We start from the raw sequence: 19038 nt of genomic DNA, 5'->3' as shown, positions 1-19038 counted from the left end.
CTATGTCTCGCAACGATATTCACGACTACCACGATGCAGCTCTGCGGATGGAAGAGGACGTGATCGACGCTGTGGTCGATATCCGTTCCCGCCGCCGCTGCCACTACGAACGCTCCGGCCTGGACCCGATCACCACCGCAGTGCATCTGTGGGCGGAAACCGGAGAGATGCCGGGCTGGGATGCCGGTCTCGATGGCGGCGGGGACTGGGCGGCATGACCGGTGCGAGTAGGGGCCAGGCGCAGCGGCCGGTGAATCCGATTGTCGCGAAGGCGGCTGCCCAGGTACGCGAAGCGAAGGTCCGTCGCCGGAAGCTGCCCGATGTGCCGCGGTGGGACTGCGCCGGACAGCTGAGCTTGTTCGTCGCGGAGGGGGAGAGCAGATGAACCGTGAACGAAACACGTTGCATTACAACGAACCTCGCGACCCTTGCGATGTGATCGTGAGTGCGCTGCTCGAGCTGGTGTGGCAGGTCGTTCGCGTGGCGTTGGTCGCGGTGTGGTGGGCGGCGTTGTTCCCGGTGATCACGCTGCCTTTCGTGCTTGCGGTGGCGGTGGGTGTGGTGTGGGGCTGGGGTGTGGGTGTCGTGGTGGTCGGGGTGTTCATCGCGGGGATCATGCTCTGGCGTCGGCGGCGTCCGGAGATGTTCGAGCGGTGGGTTACCTCGCGGGCACGCGCCCGGTTCCTGGCCTGGTGGCGCTACCGCCGACTGTGGACCAAACGCCTGCACGCTTGTCACCTGACTATGCGCGATGACGAGTCGGTGCGGGTGCCGCGCCTGGTCGGGGTGGAGATCGGGGAAACGCTGGATCGGTTGCGGGTGCGGATGCTGCCCGGCCAGTGCCCCGACGACTACAACAACCGCGTCGAGCGGATCGCGCACACCTTCGGCGCCCACGCCTGCCGCGCCACCGTCGCCGGTCCCAGTGTCATGGAACTGGTTCTGCGCCAGTCGGACTCGCTCACAGAAACCATCACCCTGCCCGATATCGAAGGTCCCGACCGGACCGGGAGGGAGGCTGCTTGATGACCACCGAACCCACCACTGACGACATTCCGGCTCGGGAGACTGCTGCGCAGCGGCGGGCCATGCCGAACCTGTTCGAGATCGCGCAAGCCACCGCCGAGAAGTTCGACGTGTGCCAACGCCCGATCCCGATGCGGGTGGAGGACCCGCGCACGGGCACCGTCACCTACGAGGGCGCACCGTGCAAGTCCACCATCGAATCGGTGTGCTCGGCCTGCGCCAAAGCTCATCGCGCCCTGCGGATCGCGCAGTGCCGGGAGGGCTGGCATGCTGCCGCTGAGCCGGTGGAGTACAAGACCGATCCGACCGAACGGCAAACCGAGCTGCTCGCCGAACGGGCGGACCTGGCGGCGGACTACCGGACCGCAGTCGAGGACGGCAACGACGATATGGCCGCGACCCTCCGCGAGGCAGTGGCGGGTCTGGATGAGGAACTGCGGGAAACCGGTCTGCGTGGCCGTCTCCCGGCTCTGGATGCGGTGGGGAAGGATCGGCGTCGGCGGTCGACTCGTCGCCGTCAGGACGTGCCGGATCTGCCTCGTAAGAAGGTGGAGAAGCGCAGCATCGGCAAGGTGTTCGACGGCAAGCACCAACCGTCGATGTTCGTCACGCTCACCATGCCGTCCTACGGTCGGATCAACTCCGATGGCGCGACCAGCGACCAGGGCGAGCCGTGCTCGGACGGCTCTCCGGTCAACCCTGGCAGCTACGACTACGCCGGGCAGGCGCGCGATATCGTGCACTTCTCCAAGCTGGTGGACCGGTGGATTCAGAACCTGCGGCGCGCGATCGGCTGGGACGCACAGTATTTCGCGACCGTGGAACCGCAGAAGCGCGGTGCGCCGCACCTGCACATTCTGATCCGGGGCGCGATCTCCCGCGACATCCTCAAACAGGTCACTGCGGCGACGTATCACCAGGTGTGGTGGCCTCGGTTCGATCCGGCGAACCGCGTCTACGGCGGACAGCACCAACCGATCTGGGACCACAAGCGCGCCACCTTCATCGATCCCGGTGACGGCCGGCCGTTGACCTATTGGGATGACGCGCTGGACATCCTGGATTCGGTCGATGACCTCGAGCCTGCGCACACGGTCCGGTTCGGCGTGCAGATGGACCGCAAACACATCAAAGGCGTAGTGCCGGAGAAGGCGGGCAAGACCATCGGCTACGTCACCAAGTACCTGGTGAAGTCCATCAGCGAAATCGTGGAGCCGCGTTCGGACCGCGCCGCGGAGCACTACGACCGCTTGCACCGCGAACTTCAGAACGTGCCCTGCTCGCCCCGCTGCCCGATCTGGCTCGAGTACGGCATCGTCCCGCGCGGAGCCACCGACAAGACCGTTCCGGGTCGCTGCAAGGGCAAGGCGCATCGCCGGGACACTCTCGGGTTGCCGGGTCGTCGGGTGTTGGTGTCGCGGCGCTGGTCTGGCAAGACGCTCCCGGACCACAAGGCCGACCGAGCCGAATTCGTTCGGCAACTCCTCGCCGAAGTCGGCATCGTCAAGCCCGACACCTCGCACCTGAAGGTGACGCCGGTCGAGCCAGGCGACAAGGACCGGCCCCTTCGTGAGCACCTGATCATGGGCGCGATCTCCAAGCGGTCCCGCTGGCGCGCGGAATACCTCAAAGCTCGGATGGCGGCCAATCCGTCACGGGCGCAAGAAACTTCGGCAATCCATGATGCGGCATAGGAGTCGATGTGACTGACAACGAGATCTATCTACGGGCAAAGCAGCTAGAAGAACGGACCGGGATCCCCGAAGCTACCTGGCGGTGGTGGGCGCATGTCGGCTACGGCCCGGAAAGCTTTCTAATGGGTCCGCGGCGGCGAGTGTGGAAGTGGTCGGTAGTGGCCGAGTGGATCGCTGAGCAGGAGCGGTGCACCGCCCGGGGCGGAAAGGCGGCGTAATGGCTGGCCGTCGCAATCCGCGCTCCGGGGTCGAAGATCGCTGGTACAAGACGGTCACCGTGGTCGATCCGGTCACGGGTGCGAAGTCTCGGCAGCGGGCGAAGTCGGAGCTGTACGGCAAGGGCAAGCGCTGGCGTGCTCGCTACGTCGACCCGAACGGCGTGGAACGGGCGCGAGCGTTCGCGACGAAGGTGGAGGCTCAGAAGTTCCTGGACGGTGATGTCACGACGAAAGTGGTCACGGGAACTTGGGTCGATCCGGACCGTAGCGGCGTGCTGTTCCAGGTGGTAGCTGAAAAGTGGTACGCGACCAAGAAACTTCGTAAGCCGAAGACGGTAGGCGGGTACCGGTCGCTGCTGGATACGCTCGTGTTGCCGCGGTGGGGTGAGGTGCCGCTGCGGGATATCGAGTTCGAAGACATTCAAGAGTGGATCGTCACCCTGTCGGAGTCGGGCAGTGTCCGTTTCGAGGGACGTGGCCTGTCGGCGTCGCGGGTGCTCCAGTGCTACCAGGTGTTCACCCAGGTCCTTCGGTTCGCGATCAAGTCCAAGCGACTCGCGACCAACCCGGCGGCGGATGTCGAGTTGCCCACGATGGTCTCCGGTGAACGCTGCTACCTCACCCACCTCGAGGTGTTGAAGCTGGCGATGGCCGCCGGTCGTTTCCGGCCTCTCGTGTTGACGCTCGCCTACACCGGAATCCGGTTCGGGGAGGCGACAGCGCTGCGGACATCGGATGTGGACTTCACTAGGCGGCGTATCCGCATCGCGCGTTCGGCAACCTTCGTGCGGGGCCAGGGCACCGTGGAGTCCGACACGAAGAACCACACCACTCGCGAGGTACCGGTTCCGAGCGTGCTCGTTAAGGAACTCGGCAATCTGCTGGAGGGTCGTGAACCTTCGGCGCTGGTGTTTCCGAGTCGCAAGGGCGGATATCTGGAGTCGACCGAATTCCGGTGGGTGTTCGACCAGGCCGTCGAGGCGGCGGGATTGAAGGGCGTCGTGCCGCACGGACTCCGGCACACCGCGGCGTCCCTCGCGATCAGCGCCGGGGGAAATATCAAGGTCGTGCAGAAGATGCTGGGCCACAAGACGGCGACCCTGACCCTCGATCGTTACGGGCATCTGTTCCCGGACGACCTGGATGCGGTGGCTGAGGGAATGGACGCTGGCGCGCGGACTGCTGCGGACGAACTGCGGACTGCCTGAGTCCCATGAGCGCCGAGAGCCTTGCTGACCTGCGGTGGGTGTGGGATTTGAACCCACGGTGGCGTGAACCACGACGGTTTTCAAGACCGTTCCCTTAGGCCGCTCGGGCAACCCACCCTGCTCCGTGTGGAGCGATCCCAGACTACTGGGGATCGGGGTGGGACGCCGAATCGGTTGTTCGGCGGGGGCCCTTGGCCGGTGGTGTGGGGCGGGCCGGTCGGTGGTGTGGAGCGCCGCGCAAAGGGTGGTCACGGCTCGATCGGCCGATGTACCCGGCGTGCCTGGGGAAGGCGGACCTGTACCTTTGATCAGTTCGATCGGTACGGAGCGAGGTGTCGGGTGCGCAGCGTTGTCGGAATGGCGATCACCATCGCTGTACTGCATGTTGTCGGTTGGGGTGTGCTGCTGTTGCTGGTCGTGCCGCAGCATCATCCGGTTGACGGGGCCGTGTTCGGGGTGGGGCTGGGAGTCACTGCTTACACGCTCGGGATGCGGCATGCGTTCGATGCCGATCACATCGCGGCTATCGACAACACCACGCGAAAGTTGGTGGCCGACAACGGTAGGGCTCGGTCACAGTCGGTCGGGTTCTGGTTCTCGCTCGGGCATTCCTCCGTGGTGTTCATCCTGGTCGGCCTTCTCGCTCTGGGTGTGCGGGCTCTCGCCGGCAATCTCGAGGACTCCGATTCAGGGCTGCAACAGTGGACCGGGCTGTGGGGCACCAGCATCTCGGGCACCTTCCTGATCCTGATCGGTCTGTTGAACCTGGCGTCGCTGATCGCGATCTGGCGGGTGTTCCGGCGGATGCGCCGCGGCGATCTGGATGAGAACCAACTGGAGCAGGCGCTCGACTCACGGGGAGCCCTGAATCGGGTGCTGGGCCCGGCGGTGCGGATGGTGCGTAAGCCGGTGCACATGTATCCGGTCGGGCTGCTGTTCGGGCTGGGCTTCGACACCGTCACCGAGGTGGGCCTGCTGGTGATCGCCGGTGGTGCGGCCGCGACCGGGCTCCCTTGGTACGCGATTCTGGTGCTGCCCGTGCTGTTCTCGGCCGGCATGTCGCTGTTCGACTCGCTGGACGGCTCGTTCATGAGCTACGCCTACGACTGGGCCTTCGCCCGGCCGATCCGCAAGATCTACTACAACCTCGTGATCACCGGGCTGTCGGTCGCGGTGGCGCTGCTGATCGGCGGGCAGGAGCTGATCTCGATCTTCGTCGAGAAGCTGGGCGTGGAGTCGGGCGTCGTGGCCTGGATCGGCAACCTCGACCTCGGCGAGCTGGGCTTCATCATCGTCGGGCTGTTCGTGCTGACCTGGGTGGTGGCCGTGGTGGTCTGGCGATTCACCGGGGTCGAGCGGCGCTGGCAGCGCGACCTGGCCTCGGAGTGACTCGCGAGGATAACTCGAACCCCTATGGCCGTGTCACGATTCACGCAACTTGGGCATGACGAACTTCGACGTCGCCCCCAAGCTCTGGCAGGATAACGGCCATGGTTCGTCGCCGGAGACGGCGTCGGCTGACCGGCGCCGCCATCGCCTGCGCTGCACTGATCCTCGGTGCGGTCGGTTCTGTGGCGCCCGGTGCCGCCGATCCGCCGCCGCCCGCGCACCAGCCGCCGGCCGAATCGGGATCGGCCGAGGGGCCGCAGCCTCAGGCCGAGCCCCAGCCGCCCAAGGTGGCGGAGATCGATCGCATCGAGCCGATCACCGACCGCTTTCTTCGGGTGTTCGTGAAGTCGCCCTCGATGGGCCGCACCGTTCCGGTGCAGGTTCTCCTGCCCGCCGATCGGCGCGCCCCACGCCCCACCCTCTACATGCTCGACGGTCGCAGCGCCAGCAACGACTACAACAACTGGGTCGAGCGCGGCCATGCGCTGCCGTTCTTCGGCGACAAGAACGTCAACGTGGTCTTCACCCTCGGCGGTCCGGCCGGGTACTACACCGACTGGCAGCGCCCGGATCCGGTGCTGGGCACCAACAAGTGGGAAACGTTCCTGACCCGCGAACTTCCGCCGCTGATCGACAACGAGTTCGACGGCAACGGGCGCAATGCCGTCGAGGGCGTGTCGATGGGCGCCGAGGCTGCGATGATGCTGGTCATGCGCAACACCAAGCTGTACCGCGCGGTGGCGGCGCACAGCGGTTGCTACGCCATGGGTTCCGATCTCGGGCAGGCGCAGGCGCGGGCGGTCGTGCGCACCTACGGCGGCGAACCGGACAACATGTACGGCAAACAGGACGACCCCGACTGGCTGGCGCACGACGTGATGGTCAACGCCGAGGGCCTGCGCGGCGAGTCGATCTACCTGTCCGCGGGCAGCGGCATGCCGGGCCCGCACGACACCTCGACCAATCCCGAGTCCTCCACGTCCGTCCCGTTCGGCGGACCGCTGGAGGCCGCCGCCAACGTGTGCACGATGGCGCTGGCCGACCGGCTGTCGCGGATGCAGATCCCGGCCGAGGTGAACCTGCACAACGTCGGTACCCACTCCTGGCCGTACTGGGCCGACGAACTGCCGAAGGCCTGGCCGACCATCGCCAAGGCGCTGGGTATCCGCTGAACTCAGCGCGCGAAGCGGGCGACGACTTCCGGGTCGGTGGCGAAGGTCAGGAACAGGTCGTTCTCGTGCGGGTCGCCCGCCGTCACCCGGACGCCGTCGGCGCCGTAGGGGCGCACCAGCACTCCCGCCTCCGCGCTCGCCTCACCGAATTCGACATTGCGCTCGCCCAGCGGCAGCCAGAGGAAATTCGCGTCGCTCGGCGGCACCGTATAGCCGGCGTTCAGCAGTGCCTCGCGCATCCGATTCCGTTCGGCGACAACGTGATCGGTGCGTTCCAGCAGTTCGTGCCGGGCGTCCAGGGACGCGATCGCGGCGGCCTGCGCCAGGCGGTTCACGCTGAACGGGATGTGCACCTTCATCAGCGCGGTGATCACCTCCGGGTCGCCCACCGCGTAGCCGACCCGCAGGCCGGCCAGCCCGTACGCCTTCGAGAAGGTCCGCAGCACCAGGACGTTCGGCCGGTCGCGACCGATCTCCACGCCGTTCGGGTGATCGTCGGCCGGCAGCCGCAGGTACTCGTAGTAGGCCTCGTCCAGCACCACCAGGACGTGCTCGGGCACGGCGTCCAAGAAGCGGACCAGCTCGGCGTGACCGTATGCGGTGCCGGTGGGGTTGTTGGGGTTGCAGACGAAGATCAGCCGGGTGTGCTCGGTGACGCCCGCCGCCATCGCGTCGAGATCGTGCGCGTACCCATCGGTCAGCGGCACCTGTACCGCCCGGGCGTTGCCCACCTGGGTGACGATCGGATACGCCTCGAACGACCGCCATGCGAACAGCACCTCGTCCGTCGGCGCGGAGCAGGTGATCTGCACCAATTCCTGGCACAGCGCGACGCTGCCGCAGCCGATCGCCACGTTCGCCACCTCCACGCCGTGAAACTCGGCAACGGCCGCGCGAAGTTCGCTGGACGTGTTGTCCGGGTAGCGGTTGGCGAGTTCGGCCGCCTCCGCGATGGCTTTGGCGACGGTCGGCAGCGGACCCAGCGTGGTCTCGTTGCTGGCCAGCTTCACCGCGCCGGGGCGGCTGCGGCCCGGAGCGTAGGCGGGGATGGACTCGAGGTCCGGACGAATTCGAGCGGTCACCCTACTACCCTAGAGCGTGCCGGACGGGCTCGGTTACAGTGCCGACTCAGCCGGAAAATATTCGGGTAGGCGGTTCTCACGTGCGAGTTCTCCCGAAGTTTAAGAATGCGAACTACCCTGGTTTCATGTCGGGCATTTATCGGGACATCGCTTCGTTGCGCATCGGCGACCTGCCGGCGGACGACGATGAGCAGCGGGCGGCACCGACTCGCGTGCCCATCACCGTGATCGAGCCGGAGGGCAATGCGCGGGGCGGCATCGTCCTGCTGCACGAGTCGCGCGAGTTCGCCGATGCGTTGCTGGAGCTGATGCGGTCACTGGCGGGCGAGGGCTGGATCGTGGTGGCGCCGAACCTGTTTCACCGCAATGGAACCACCGACACGGTCTTCGGCGACGACCTGTTCGACGACTTCGACGCGTGTTTCGACTGGTTGACCGGGCACGGCGTGTTCGGCGACTGCATCGGGGTGCTCGGCTTCGACTCCGCTGGGACCGCCGCCCTGCTGGTGGCGACCAACCGGCCGATCGGCGCCGCGGTCAGTGTGGCCGCGCCCGGCATCGTGGCCGCACTGGACGACCGGGCCGCCCCGCTCGTCCGGGCCGCTCCCCGACTACAGGCGCCGTGGCTGGGCGTATACGGCGACGACGATCCCGCCACCCCGTCCGGTCACGTCGACCAACTCCGCGACGCCGCCGCCCGCGCGGTCGTCGCCACCCTGCTCGTCAGCTATCCGGGCCTGCACCACCGCCCCGACCATCCCGGCTTCGCCCCCTCGGACTCCGACGATGCGGAAACTCTCGTCGCCGCCCAGACCCGAATCTTCGACTGGTTCGACAGCCACCTCCGCTGATCGCTCGACCAGCCGTTTTGCGTCCTGAGCTGACGCTCTGTACTCTTTCCTCTCGGCGGTTCGAAAGGACCGGGCCCTCGTACGAGAAGGCTCCAGGAGGCGTGCCAGAGCGGCCGAATGGGACTCACTGCTAATGAGTTGTCCCTTCACGGGGACCGGAGGTTCAAATCCTCTCGCCTCCGCCAAGCCCGGTCCGCCGGGCTGACAACTGGATAGACCATGCGCCCGTAGCTCAATGGATAGAGCATCTGACTACGGATCAGAAGGTTGGGAGTTCGAGTCTCTCCGGGCGCGCATCGGGTAGAAGGCCCTTTCGCTCACTGCGGAAGGGCCTTTTCGTGTCGTTGGCGACGCCAGCTGACGACAACGCTGTTCCATCCAGCAACCGATCCATTCCGGAGACTGCTTCCCGTTGCTCCCGGTTGATCGCGTCAGCTTGCTCGCCTCCATCACCTTGGGTCGGCCATCTGCTTACGGCGTGCCGTCCGATCCTGACGTGTCAGTGTCGTTGTGGCGGCTATCGAGAGCGGCGGCGATGATGCTTCGTGCCGCGGCACCGTAGATTGCTTGCTCGGCGAGGACGGCGAATGTCTTCTCGTACAGTGCGATTTCCCGTGGCTGAGCAATCGTCAGCTCGGCTGTGATCGTCTCGACGAGCACTCTACGGCGATCGAACATACAGAAGTTCGACTGCGGTACAACGTATTCGGTGTGGGCTGGAATAACACCGAGTACGACGCGCGGTAACGACATCGCGACCAGGAGCCGATCCAGTTGACCGATCATGGTGCCGTTGTCGCCGACCGTGCTGTGCAGAACTTGCTCGGCGATCAGGAAATGGAACCGGTGATTGCCTCGATAGAGAACGTGCTGACGCTCCAGCCGGGCCGCGAGCATCGCTTCGAGATCGTCCGTCGACTCGTGGTAGAACTCCAGCACTTTCGTGAGCAGGGCTTCCGCGTAGTCCGGGGTCTGGAGAAGACCTGGCACCACCCAAGGTTCGTACCAGCGCATGAGCCTGGTGTCGGCCTCCCAATTGATCGACTGCCGTTGTCGAACCGGTAGGCGCATCCGCTTCATCTCCAGGTATGCCGCCTGGACGTTACGGAGCGACGCGATCAGATCTGGCGCCTGGTTTTCCGCACCGCAGGATCGACACCACGCACGGATGTCGTCTTCGGTGGGACTCTGTTGTCCCAGTTCGATTTTCGACATCTTCGACCGTGGCCAACCATGTAGCTCGGCCAAGGCCCGGGCGGTCAGTCCGGCGTCCTTGCGGATTTCCCGCAACTGCTCACCGAGCGCTTGCCTTGCTCGGCCGGCCGGGTCGGTCACCGCTGAACATCAGCCGTAGCGTATTCGGCATAGGGAATCCCGGTCGGCCACAATCGGTCTCGGACGGCCCGGATGTGCGAAACGATCGCAGGATCGCTCGTGGTCGCGAACCCTCCACCGGCCCCGGTTGGCGTAAAGACGCTGAATGCCACCAGATCGTCGTCGAAGATCCACCAGTCGTCCCCGCTGAGCTGTTCAGGGTCGACGCCGTGCCGGGGGATGTATCGGATGTCTTCCCCGGCTTCCGCGTTGAGCCGGGCGATTGCCAGCGCGAACCGGGTGTAGTCGGTATGGGGTTCGGTGACGACGCGAAGTCGGCGGATGGTCTTGCCTTCGTCGGTCAGTTCCCGGACGAGGTCTCCCCAACCGGCGAACCACCAGGCATAGTCGTCCGGTTCGCCGGTCAGGAACTTCCGCAGCGGTTCGTCTTCCTCCGGGGTCGTGTAGGTGTCCTGGAGTTCGAGATGGACCGCTACGGCCCAGTTCTCACGGAAGAGGCGAAGGGCATCCTCACCGTGATAGAGCAACATCTGGTCGGATCTCCTGTCCTACGGGGACTTCCACGCTCAGCTCATGAGCGGGTATGTCCATCTGTGCTAGTGCCGACGGGTCCGTCACCGGCTTTCCGCTGAGGATGAACGTGCCGTGACCGGTGTCCCTGAGGAGGGTACCCAGGCACGTCCCCGGCTCCAGGTATTGAAGAAGCCGATGCGGTATCTCGATCTCGTTCGGCACATCCGTCCTCCAGCCCTGGCAGACGTAGATTCCGTGATCACTCAGCCACAACGTCGGCGACTGACCACCCGTTGTGCTCTTACCGAGGAACTTTAGAGGCATCGCTACTCTCCCTGTCCAATGTGTTTCCTTAGGTTTCTTCCAACCACGATCGTCCATCAACCTGTCGGTACAGGTCAATCGTCGCACTGATTCAGAGAAACTTTGAGAAACTTTGTAGCGCTGGTGAATCGATCGCCCATAGCGTCGCCCTTGGCCCCGCCGCCGGGTGGACTCAGACGAACTCCCATTCCGGCTCCCCGGTGGCGGGTGCCTTGCCAACAACGAGAGGCAACGCATGGATCCGCCGGCACCAACCGGATTGCCCCAGCGAGCAGTCCGATGGCACCTCCAGCGGGCCGCCCATCAACCGGACCAGCCACCGGAGGAACCGATGACGATCCAGACTCGCGATATCTCGGTAACGACCGGCCGACTGCTGATCCGATGCATCAGGCCCGATCTGACCGACGACCGCGTTCGCGATGAGCACGAAATGATGGCACTCGGTCTGCGGCTCGGCCGTGCCGTCGACGAAACGGTCGTCCTGCTCGACCCGGCCGCCCTGTGGCCGTTGAGCACGATACGGCTCGCGCTGCGCCGCACCAGGGCAAACGGAGTGATCGTGCCGGACCTGCGTCACGTCGAGGGCATCGACGACGCGATCAGGCTCGAGGCCGAGTTGATCACCACCGAAGGCGAGCAGGTACTGATACAAGCCCGCTCGCGCGTTGAAGTCACCGGCCTCGGCATAAACACAGGTCGGTCGGCATGAGGCCGCTGTGAATGGCCCCGCGCTGGTGGTCACAACCGTCGTCGTCGCGATCTGTCTAGCCGTCGTAGGGATAGTCATCGTCGCCGACCTCGCCTATCCGCGCGGTGGCATGCCGACCGCCGAGAACCGGCCCTGACGACCCGCCCGAGACATGAATCCGGAGCCATCGTGCAACACGTAGTCATCGACACCGACGCCTTCTGGGATGCCGACGACGCGGTATCCCTCGCTATCGCCGGTATCACCGTCGACCATCTCACCGTGATCACCTCCGACGAAACCGGAGGCAGGCGTGCCCGCGGCGTCCGGCTGCTCATGAATGCCCTGGGCCGCACCGACGTTGAGGTCGTCGCCGGTCACGAACTCGGCAACCACGAAAAGTTCCTACTCGACGACTTGATCGACGGCGTACCCGCCCAACCGTCCGATGTCGTCGGCGTCATCACCCAAATCTGTGACGCGAGCACCGGCCGGGTTCGCTGGGTCGGGCAGGGACCGATGTCGAACCTCGCCCGAATCCTCACCGCCCGCCCGCATCTCGCCGAACAAATCCAGGTCACCCAACAGGGCGGATGGCTCGACAGATACCGAGACAAGACCCGGGCATCGACAAATCTCCGGCGCGATCAGGTCTCAGCAGGGCTGGCGCTGCGGACGTCATGTGAGCCGCGGCTGTTGCTGTCGGACTGGACCCACACCGACGAACTCCAGATCACTCGTGACTCCGAGTTGTTCCGTATGTTTTCGGCCCCAGGTGTTCCGGAATGGGCGCGCATCGTCGCGGCGAACCTCGAACGCTGGCTCGCGCGCGGGAAACCGAGCAAGATGCATGACCCTCTCGCCCTGTCGGCGGCACTGGGACATGAGTTCGTGGCATTCGTCCCGGAGCGGGTTCGGATCGCGGCTGATGCTCGCATGACTCGCGATCGTGCCGGCCGGATGATCTGGACCGCAACAGGTGTCGACTACCCCGCATTCGTGCAATGGCTGCACGCGATGATCTTCACCGGACTCCAGCGGGAGGTGACCGATGCTGCCCACCGTTGAGGAACTGTTCACCGCGATGCGAGGCCACTTCGACCCACAACATCCCCGCGCCGACATCCTGCGTGTTACATGGCTTCTGGCCACCTTCGGCGAATGGTTCCATCCCCGCACGGTCCTTGCCGTGCATCGAGCGGGTACCTCCGGCGGCCTGAATGTCGAGAACGGCGAGAACGCACTGACAAAGCTCGACGTCGACCTGCCCACCATTACCAGTGACGCGCTGATCGACCGCATCATCGAAACCGTCGACGGTGACTGGCAGGACGCGCGAGAGTACGCCTGGGTAATCGACGAACTGGTCGGCCGTTGGAAGGCCGTAACCGACGCACGAACCAAGCTCAGGCACAGCAAACGAGCCGAGGACGCGCTGTCGGAGAGCATCGCCGAGTATGAGGCAGCCACCGTGCGTTTGACGGCTCTCCGCCTGATTTCGGGACACAGATGCCGATAAACGCCACAGCAACAACCAGGCCACCGACAGTGTGCCTGCACTGGTTGTTCTTCGTACTGGCCTGGATCAGAACCTTCAACCGTTCGAAGTCACGGAGTTCACCATGAGAGCCGACTACATGGGGCTCGACTACACGATGCGGGTCGACGACTGATGGACCCGGTTGTCCGCCCGCGCGAAGACAGCGACCTGACCGAACTCGCAACGGTCCTCGTTCGCGTCCACGTCCGAGACGGCTACCCGGTCGAAGGAGTCTCCGACCCACAGGCGTGGCTCACCCCACCGCACGAACTCGCAGCCTGGACAGCCCTACTCGACGGCCGGCCGATCGGCCACATCGCGCTGACCCAGGCTGCCGAGGACGACGACGCCGCCCAACTGTGGCACCAAACCACAGGACGCAACATCACCGAATTAGTCATCCTGCTCCGACTGTTCGTCGACCCCGACCACCGCCAGTTCGGTGCCGGAACCCTGCTCATGGCCGCCGCCTACGAACACGCCACAACACACGGCCGCGCAGTCGCGTTCGACGTGATGCTGAAAGACCGCGCCGCCATCCGGCTGTACGAGAAAATGGGATGCCAGCGCATCGGCACAATCACCCACACCCACAGCGGCGACCAGGCCGAGCCCGCCGCTGTATACGTCGCGCCGAGCCCACCAGCCTGTCTCGCTCTCCCAGAGTCGGCACCGGCCAGCTTCCAGCCGAACAGGCAGCAGACACCATCCGCCCGCCTTCGATCGTCGAAGCTCCCTACGCCAGCCGCCGACCAGACTCTTTGAACCCCAGCTGATTCCCCGTGCCTCGGACACCGCGACGCACCGATTCGGCGGTCAGCCCGGTAGGTCCGTCGTTCCCGACCTCCTGCCGTGCCTCATGGATGCTGCATCTTACTGCCGAATTCAGCCATACAGGATCAAGGGCGGCGCTGGCGCGCCGCCGAGCGGCGCCGCCACGCGGTGCCGCGCAACCGCCGGCCTACGCAAGCTCCGGCAGGCGGGCACGTCGGGCGCGTCGGCGCCGCTTTGGCGACGTGGCAGAACGCCGACCATTCCTGTCTGAGCGCTTCTTGCATCACCGAGCAGTGCTGGGCACGACGCCAGCCGTACCCGGCTTGCTCTCCCGTAGCTCGAGCGCGAACGTCGGCCGATGTGCCAGTCAACCTGCCGTGGTCACCACGAACAGTCGACCAAGCTCGTAACGGTACCGCTTAGGCGAGCCGGTCAGTCAGCCATGCAGCGATGACGTCGTTCTCATAGTGATTTACGACGACACCCTCAACGAAGTCCGCAGCCTCGTTCGGGGGGATCTGACACAGTCGCGACTCAAAGGCGTTCAGATAAATGTTGCACGACAACCAAGCAGTCCGCTTGTTGCCATCCAAGAACGCGTGAGCCATGGCCAATGCATCAAGGAGTGCCGCGGCGCGTTGTACGACTGTCGGATACCAGAGCTGCCCGTCCCAGGTCGACATGGGACGGGCTAACGCAGCTTCAAGTTTGCCTCGATCGAGCAGGAGATGGACAGTGTTTGGAAGCCTCCGGTTGGTAGCGATCACGCCACCAACCGGAAGGGCGAAGGGGTTCATCGCTCAGCAAGAAGCCGAAGCGTTTCCTCCCATCGACTGATCTCCACGTCAACGGCCACTTCGTATCCGACCTCAGCGACTCCGACAGGCTGGATATGCGGTTGATCAGGGATGTCCTTCTCCCCTCTAAGCACTTTCGCTGTGTACCAACGCTTGATGTCACTCTCGGACAGCTCAGCCGTGCACTTCGCGTCCGCCGGAACATCGCCGCGCGCACGTTGCCAGGGCAGTTCGTGGCTGAGTTCCACCAGGGTCGGCTTATCAAGGTGAGCGTAGTGCTCAAGCACCGCGTCAACGATGGCCTTGGTAGCTCCAGGCAGGGCGTCTGGATCCGCGCCTGGCAACTGGGTTGACCACGGAGAAGGACGGTCGTACTTGTTCACTCGGTACACCGTCGGTTGAACCGGTCCGTCAAGCCACGCTTCGAACTTGTCCTCGAACAGCGGCCGACCATCCCAGGTCAGGTGCCATGCCTGGGCAAAGTAGATCAACTTCTCCAGCTTCCAAGCGTCCACCCACCCCCGCTGCCGGTAGACGTATCCGGCAACGTCCAGAGCGGTAACCATCATGCGCTCCTTTCGTTACCTATCCACAGGATATCAAGACTTATGCACAGTGACTGCATAGGTAATCAACATGGTATAAGGATGAACGATTCCTGGCATCACTTATGGCGATCCTCACCAACCCGCGCGAGTCGGACTACTAACCCAGATCTTTCGCGGGGCTGACGTGCGGTCCTGATCGGGTTCGGATTGGTGTTTTGCGGCCGTTCCGGCCGCAAAACGGCGTGATGGGTTGGGCCCGTTCAGCGGGTTGGCTGCCGGGTTCCACGTGCCCGGAGTGGTTGGTCCTTTCGTCTCGCAGGGATGGTTTGTGCTGGTCAGCCCGGCTGCAGTCGGGACAGTGCGGTCAGGATCAGCCCGGTATGCGGCCAGTGGGCCGAGAATCGGAGGTGGGTTCGGCGGGCGTGGCAGGCGATGCGGGCCGCGGCCGAGAACAGGCGCAGGCGCAGCCGTTTGGGTTCCCACCGGCGGGCGGGGTGGTCGGTCAGTGCGAGCATCTGCAGCCAGGCAGTGAGTTCTGTTGCCAGGCAGACGATCTCGATCCAGATCCGGTTCTGGTCGAATCCCCGCAAAGGAAGGTTGGCCAGACCGGTGTCCTTCGCTGTGCGGATGCGGTCTTCGCAGCGGGCGCGGCGGCGATGGCGAAGCTCGAGATCCGGCAGCTGGCCGGTGCGGGTGTTGGTGGCGAACGCGGTCAACCGCAGCCCGTCACGGTCGGTGAACCGCAGCTGCGCACCGGGGTGCGGGCGCTCCTTCCGCACGATAACGCGCATGCCCGGCGGCCAGCCGGTCAAGTCGACCAGCCCGGTCAGCTCGGCCACCCACGCCCCCTCGCGGACGTTCCCGTCGGCGTCGTAGGCTTCGGCCCACGCCTGGTCGGGGATGAGATCAGCTGCGGCTGCGGTGGTTTCGGTAAGGAGAAAACCGACCGAGTACTGCAGATGCCGGGCGGTGAGATAGTCGAGGAATTCGTGGGTGCCTCCGCCGGAGTCGGTGCGTACCAGCACCTTGCGGCCGACTCGGTAGCCGGGCTGCCACGGCAACTGCCGCAACGCCTGGCCCAGCACTCGTTTGTGGTCGGCGGCGGTATTGGAGCCGGCATTGCCCGGCCGTAGGTCCATCACCAGGGGTTCACCGGTCCCGGCGGTGCCGTGGTCGACCCAGGAACCGAGCGGGTGGTGACCGAAGGCCATCTTGAATGTCGGTGTCGCACACTCTTTCTCCGAATGCGCGATCGTCAGTGTCGCGTCCAAGTCGGTGATCAGCGGATGCTCGGCATCGATCCCGTGATCCGGCGAACAGTCACCAGCACGGTCCCACGCCGCGGCACGGGCGGCCGCGCGCGCAGATCGTATGGCGGACAGGGATTTCGGCGCATCCGCAGCCAGCACGGCGATCGTCCGCGACACCGTCGGGTCCGACGCCACCGCACCGAACACGCCCGGCTCGGCCCGCAGCATGCCGATATCGGCCGAACAGTCCCCGCCCAGCGCGACCGCGATGGCCAGATCCAGCACGATCTTGCCCGGATCATGCACGGATAAAGGTTTCCGCCACGGCTCGAGCACCTCCGACAACCCGCTGGTCAGACCCACCGCCTCCGCAGCGCGCAGCAGCAACACCGTCCCCGCTTGCGACACGACACCCGAACCAGCCCCGTCCGCGGCCAACCGCGGATACGGCGAACTACACTTACCCACCTGAATGGTGCTCCTGACAACGCGAACAATACGACCTTCGACAAGCCGTATTATCGCAGCTCAGAGCACCATTCTTCATTCACGGCGCGCCGCCTATCCCGCACTCTGGTGAAAGCCGGAGGCTAATGCGACCAGCGCAGCGTCCAGGCTGTGCTGAAGCCTCCTTCCTCGTGGGCTCGATTGTCCCGAGTAGCCGCTGGAGTCAGTCAACCCACGCTCCGCTCTCCGGGGGTTTACAGGCTCAAACGGCTGAGGGGATGGCCAGTATGAGGAAGCAAGGGAAGGGCAGTCGCTGTTGCTTTTGACCGTCCAAACGCCCTCATACAACCGCGAATTGCTACGCACTCTGCCGTATCGCTGTTCTCGAAACCAATTGCTGCACAACACGATTACCGTACGAGCCCGGACAACACATACCCCCGAACCAATCAGAAGGTTGGGAGTTCGAGTCTCTCCGGGCGCGCATAGTTATCGAAGGTAGCTGAAATTCGGTGACCTGATTCAATCCTGCCTCCTCCGGCAGGCTGTGTGCAGAGTGCTGCGGCGGAGCCGCTGTTTGCAGCCGGGTTGTCACCTCCACCATCTACCATGGATGACACGCGATCCTCGGAAGAGGGATGAGGGGGACATCATGACGGCCACACTTCCGCACAATGTCAGGACGCTGACCGCCGACGACGTGCGAAGCGAACTCGCTCGGCTGACCGCAGCGGTCGAGGCGCGTGGTTACACGCTCGACCAGTTCAAGGAAGCCGGCGAACGCTGGGAGCTCGACGCGGACGAGCGGGGGCTGCTCTCGGACGTCTGCGGACTGGAGTTCTTCCTCGACCGCATCGGTCGTTGAGCAGCCTGCAAGAGCAGGCCGCCGACTTCGCAGAACGACTGACCAATACGGTCCGGTATGTCTCCGGACCGGACTGTGCTGCGTTCATCGCCGATGCGGTGCCGAGGCCAGCTCCTTCCGGGTTCGCCAAGAACCGGCCAGCGGCATCGTGCTGTTCGACGAGGTCGGCGAGTTCCTGCGCCTCACAGCGGATTATGTCTGTGAATGGGACCGCGATAGAGAATTTCTTGCGATCGAACAGTCGAAGGTTGCCGTGTACGTCGCTGAAGATGGGCGCCAGCCATTGTTCCGATACGAGTTCGAGCGGGCGACGAACTCGCGGATTCCGTCGGCGCACATCCAGTTCCATGGTGAGCATCCCGAGCTGGAACGAGTGATGCGTGAGTGTGGGGAGAGCACCCCACGAGCCAGGAAGCGAAAGGAAGGCAAGACCAAGTCGGTGCTCAGCGCCTTGCACTTCCCGGTCGGCGGTCCGCGATTTCGCCCGGTCCTCGAGGACGTACTTCATATGCTCATCGAAGAACTGGGCGTCAAGCCGCAGGCCGGGTCTGTCGGCGATGCCTACCGGTACCTCGAGGCCGCTCGCGAGCAGTGGCGATGGACTCAGGTGGCGACTTGCGTGCGAGACGCGCCGTCCGCTGCCGTCGTTGTGCTCCGCAAGCTCGGGTACCGCGTAGAACTGCCTCCCGACGGGCCGAAGCCCGATCGAGGCGACAAGCTGCGCGCGATCTGAGAATACCGAGTACAACGCGTCGACCGGAATACCTTGCGGCCAAAGTTCTTTCAGATCCATGAGGAGCGTGAGTTCGCAGAGACCGAGGTGGGCGTAGTAATGCGTTTGCGCGGTCAACGTACCCAGCTCGGTGCTTCCCGCTCGGGGTTCCTGAGGTTGACTCATTCGCCGTACCCCGGCAGGGCCGACCATCGCGCGAAACTCATACGCGGTTCGACGGTTTCGACGTCGGCAACGCCCATGACGGCGTCCAGCGTGAGTGTGTCGAGGTGTGCCGGAGATGGGGCGATCACGGCGTCGGCTTCTGCCGCACGCGCTCTGTCGGCCAGCGGAATCAGACTTACCTCCGGTGGCCAGACCAGTCGATAGCCGAGGCGGCGCGCCAACCTGCGCACCCGTGCTGCGTCCCAGTCCGGTGCGACGCTGACAACCGGGTCGATCCAACCCAGTGCGGTTGGTGGGTGGGCCGTCATCGGGTGGTCTCTCGGGTCCGGTGTTTACCGGCTGAGCGCATCAATCCGATTACGTTGTCGCGCTTGGCACCTTCCTCGGTCGTTGAGGAGCACCCGCCGCCGGGGAGT

Annotated in this window: 21 protein-coding genes and 3 tRNA genes; 16 read left to right on the top strand and 8 right to left on the bottom strand. The window is 64.8% G+C overall.

The annotated features are described in order from the left end of the window. Window positions 1-2: 2 nt before the first annotated feature. The 4 genes from D892_RS0110680 (at window position 3) to D892_RS0110665 (ending at window position 4146) form a co-directional block, all read left to right on the top strand. Window positions 3-218, top strand: coding sequence for a hypothetical protein (locus D892_RS0110680; protein WP_024801225.1), 216 nt, complete (start codon window positions 3-5; stop codon window positions 216-218). 163 nt (window positions 219-381) lie between these two features. Continuing rightward, window positions 382-1026: a hypothetical protein gene (locus D892_RS40895; RefSeq protein ID WP_156959460.1), complete on the top strand. Its 645-nt coding sequence runs from the start codon at window positions 382-384 to the stop codon at window positions 1024-1026. After that, window positions 1026-2720, top strand: coding sequence for a replication initiator (locus D892_RS0110670; RefSeq protein ID WP_024801223.1), 1695 nt, complete (start codon window positions 1026-1028; stop codon window positions 2718-2720). Before D892_RS40895 ends, D892_RS0110670 begins: the two co-directional genes overlap by 1 nt. A 217-nt stretch (window positions 2721-2937) precedes the next feature. After that, window positions 2938-4146: a site-specific integrase gene (locus tag D892_RS0110665; RefSeq protein WP_024801222.1), complete on the top strand. Its 1209-nt coding sequence runs from the start codon at window positions 2938-2940 to the stop codon at window positions 4144-4146. Window positions 4147-4178: 32 nt separating this feature from the next. On the opposite strand, the gene D892_RS0110660 is transcribed toward D892_RS0110665, so the two are convergent. Continuing rightward, window positions 4179-4263: transfer RNA gene (locus D892_RS0110660), tRNA-Ser, on the bottom strand. 240 nt (window positions 4264-4503) lie between these two features. On the opposite strand from D892_RS0110660, the gene D892_RS0110655 reads away from it, so the two are divergent. Further along, complete coding sequence (locus D892_RS0110655) at window positions 4504-5535, top strand: HoxN/HupN/NixA family nickel/cobalt transporter (protein ID WP_024801221.1); 1032 nt, start codon at window positions 4504-4506, stop codon at window positions 5533-5535. A gap of 101 nt (window positions 5536-5636) precedes the next feature. After that, entirely contained in the window at window positions 5637-6707 is a 1071-nt protein-coding gene (locus tag D892_RS0110650; RefSeq protein WP_024801220.1) for an alpha/beta hydrolase family protein, read from the top strand. A gap of 2 nt (window positions 6708-6709) precedes the next feature. Here the strand turns inward: D892_RS0110650 and hisC are convergent, their stop codons facing one another. After that, window positions 6710-7789, bottom strand: a complete 1080-nt coding sequence (gene hisC, locus D892_RS0110645) for a histidinol-phosphate transaminase (RefSeq protein WP_024801219.1) — start codon at window positions 7787-7789, stop codon at window positions 6710-6712. 125 nt (window positions 7790-7914) lie between these two features. Here hisC and D892_RS0110640 point away from each other — a divergent pair, with 125 nt between their 5' ends. The 3 genes from D892_RS0110640 to D892_RS0110630 all read left to right on the top strand — a co-directional run bounded on the left by D892_RS0110640 (window position 7915) and on the right by D892_RS0110630 (window position 8934). After that, a complete protein-coding gene (locus D892_RS0110640; RefSeq protein WP_024801218.1) occupies window positions 7915-8640 on the top strand; it encodes a dienelactone hydrolase family protein in 726 nt (241 codons plus the stop codon). Window positions 8641-8735: 95 nt separating this feature from the next. Continuing rightward, window positions 8736-8825, top strand: a tRNA-Ser gene (locus D892_RS0110635). 36 nt (window positions 8826-8861) lie between these two features. Next, window positions 8862-8934, top strand: a tRNA-Arg gene (locus tag D892_RS0110630). Between the two features lie 177 nt (window positions 8935-9111). Here D892_RS0110630 and D892_RS0110625 read toward each other — a convergent pair. Together D892_RS0110625 and D892_RS0110620 are read right to left on the bottom strand one after the other, a co-directional pair. After that, the gene (locus tag D892_RS0110625; RefSeq protein ID WP_024801217.1) at window positions 9112-9975 is read right to left on the bottom strand and encodes a helix-turn-helix transcriptional regulator; all 864 of its coding nucleotides are present in this window, start codon (window positions 9973-9975) and stop codon (window positions 9112-9114) included. Further along, on the bottom strand, window positions 9972-10505 hold the full coding sequence (locus D892_RS0110620) for a DUF6879 family protein (RefSeq protein WP_024801216.1): 534 nt from the start codon (window positions 10503-10505) through the stop codon (window positions 9972-9974). Before D892_RS0110620 ends, D892_RS0110625 begins: the two co-directional genes overlap by 4 nt. 638 nt (window positions 10506-11143) lie before the next feature. Here D892_RS0110620 and D892_RS0110615 point away from each other — a divergent pair. The 5 genes from D892_RS0110615 to D892_RS40890 all read left to right on the top strand — a co-directional run bounded on the left by D892_RS0110615 (window position 11144) and on the right by D892_RS40890 (window position 13808). Further along, window positions 11144-11524, top strand: a complete 381-nt coding sequence (locus tag D892_RS0110615; RefSeq protein WP_024801215.1) for a hypothetical protein — start codon at window positions 11144-11146, stop codon at window positions 11522-11524. 7 nt (window positions 11525-11531) lie between these two features. Continuing rightward, window positions 11532-11660 carry a hypothetical protein gene (locus D892_RS49145; protein WP_255360217.1) on the top strand — a complete coding sequence of 43 codons (129 nt, stop codon included), beginning with the start codon at window positions 11532-11534 and terminating at the stop codon, window positions 11658-11660. Window positions 11661-11692: 32 nt separating this feature from the next. Further along, window positions 11693-12571 carry a nucleoside hydrolase gene (locus D892_RS0110605; RefSeq protein ID WP_024801214.1) on the top strand — a complete coding sequence of 293 codons (879 nt, stop codon included), beginning with the start codon at window positions 11693-11695 and terminating at the stop codon, window positions 12569-12571. Further along, the gene (locus D892_RS0110600) at window positions 12555-13022 is read left to right on the top strand and encodes a hypothetical protein (protein ID WP_024801213.1); all 468 of its coding nucleotides are present in this window, start codon (window positions 12555-12557) and stop codon (window positions 13020-13022) included. The genes D892_RS0110605 and D892_RS0110600 overlap by 17 nt, the downstream gene beginning before the upstream one ends. A 153-nt stretch (window positions 13023-13175) precedes the next feature. Further along, window positions 13176-13808, top strand: a complete 633-nt coding sequence (locus tag D892_RS40890) for a GNAT family N-acetyltransferase (protein WP_063629953.1) — start codon at window positions 13176-13178, stop codon at window positions 13806-13808. A 428-nt stretch (window positions 13809-14236) separates the two neighbouring features. Here the strand turns inward: D892_RS40890 and D892_RS43600 are convergent, their stop codons facing one another. From D892_RS43600 to D892_RS0110575, 3 genes are all read right to left on the bottom strand, one after another. Beyond that, the gene (locus tag D892_RS43600; RefSeq protein WP_198036877.1) at window positions 14237-14584 is read right to left on the bottom strand and encodes a type II toxin-antitoxin system death-on-curing family toxin; all 348 of its coding nucleotides are present in this window, start codon (window positions 14582-14584) and stop codon (window positions 14237-14239) included. Window positions 14585-14610: 26 nt separating this feature from the next. After that, on the bottom strand, window positions 14611-15180 hold the full coding sequence (locus D892_RS0110580; RefSeq protein ID WP_024801210.1) for a Panacea domain-containing protein: 570 nt from the start codon (window positions 15178-15180) through the stop codon (window positions 14611-14613). Window positions 15181-15497: 317 nt separating this feature from the next. Then, entirely contained in the window at window positions 15498-16880 is a 1383-nt protein-coding gene (locus tag D892_RS0110575) for an IS1380 family transposase (RefSeq protein ID WP_024801209.1), read from the bottom strand. Between the two features lie 631 nt (window positions 16881-17511). On the opposite strand from D892_RS0110575, the gene D892_RS0110570 reads away from it, so the two are divergent. Both D892_RS0110570 and D892_RS0110565 read left to right on the top strand, forming a co-directional pair. Then, complete coding sequence (locus tag D892_RS0110570; protein ID WP_024801208.1) at window positions 17512-17724, top strand: hypothetical protein; 213 nt, start codon at window positions 17512-17514, stop codon at window positions 17722-17724. A 148-nt stretch (window positions 17725-17872) separates the two neighbouring features. Next, window positions 17873-18457 carry a hypothetical protein gene (locus tag D892_RS0110565; RefSeq protein WP_024801207.1) on the top strand — a complete coding sequence of 195 codons (585 nt, stop codon included), beginning with the start codon at window positions 17873-17875 and terminating at the stop codon, window positions 18455-18457. A 161-nt stretch (window positions 18458-18618) separates the two neighbouring features. Here D892_RS0110565 and D892_RS0110560 read toward each other — a convergent pair whose 3' ends face one another. Further along, window positions 18619-18930: a hypothetical protein gene (locus D892_RS0110560; RefSeq protein ID WP_024801206.1), complete on the bottom strand. Its 312-nt coding sequence runs from the start codon at window positions 18928-18930 to the stop codon at window positions 18619-18621. Window positions 18931-19038: the final 108 nt, after the last annotated feature.

The sequence above is a fragment of the Nocardia sp. BMG51109 genome (assembly GCF_000526215.1).
Taxonomy (GTDB): Bacteria; Actinomycetota; Actinomycetes; order Mycobacteriales; family Mycobacteriaceae; genus Nocardia.
This window is presented reverse-complemented; position numbering and strand designations above follow the sequence as displayed.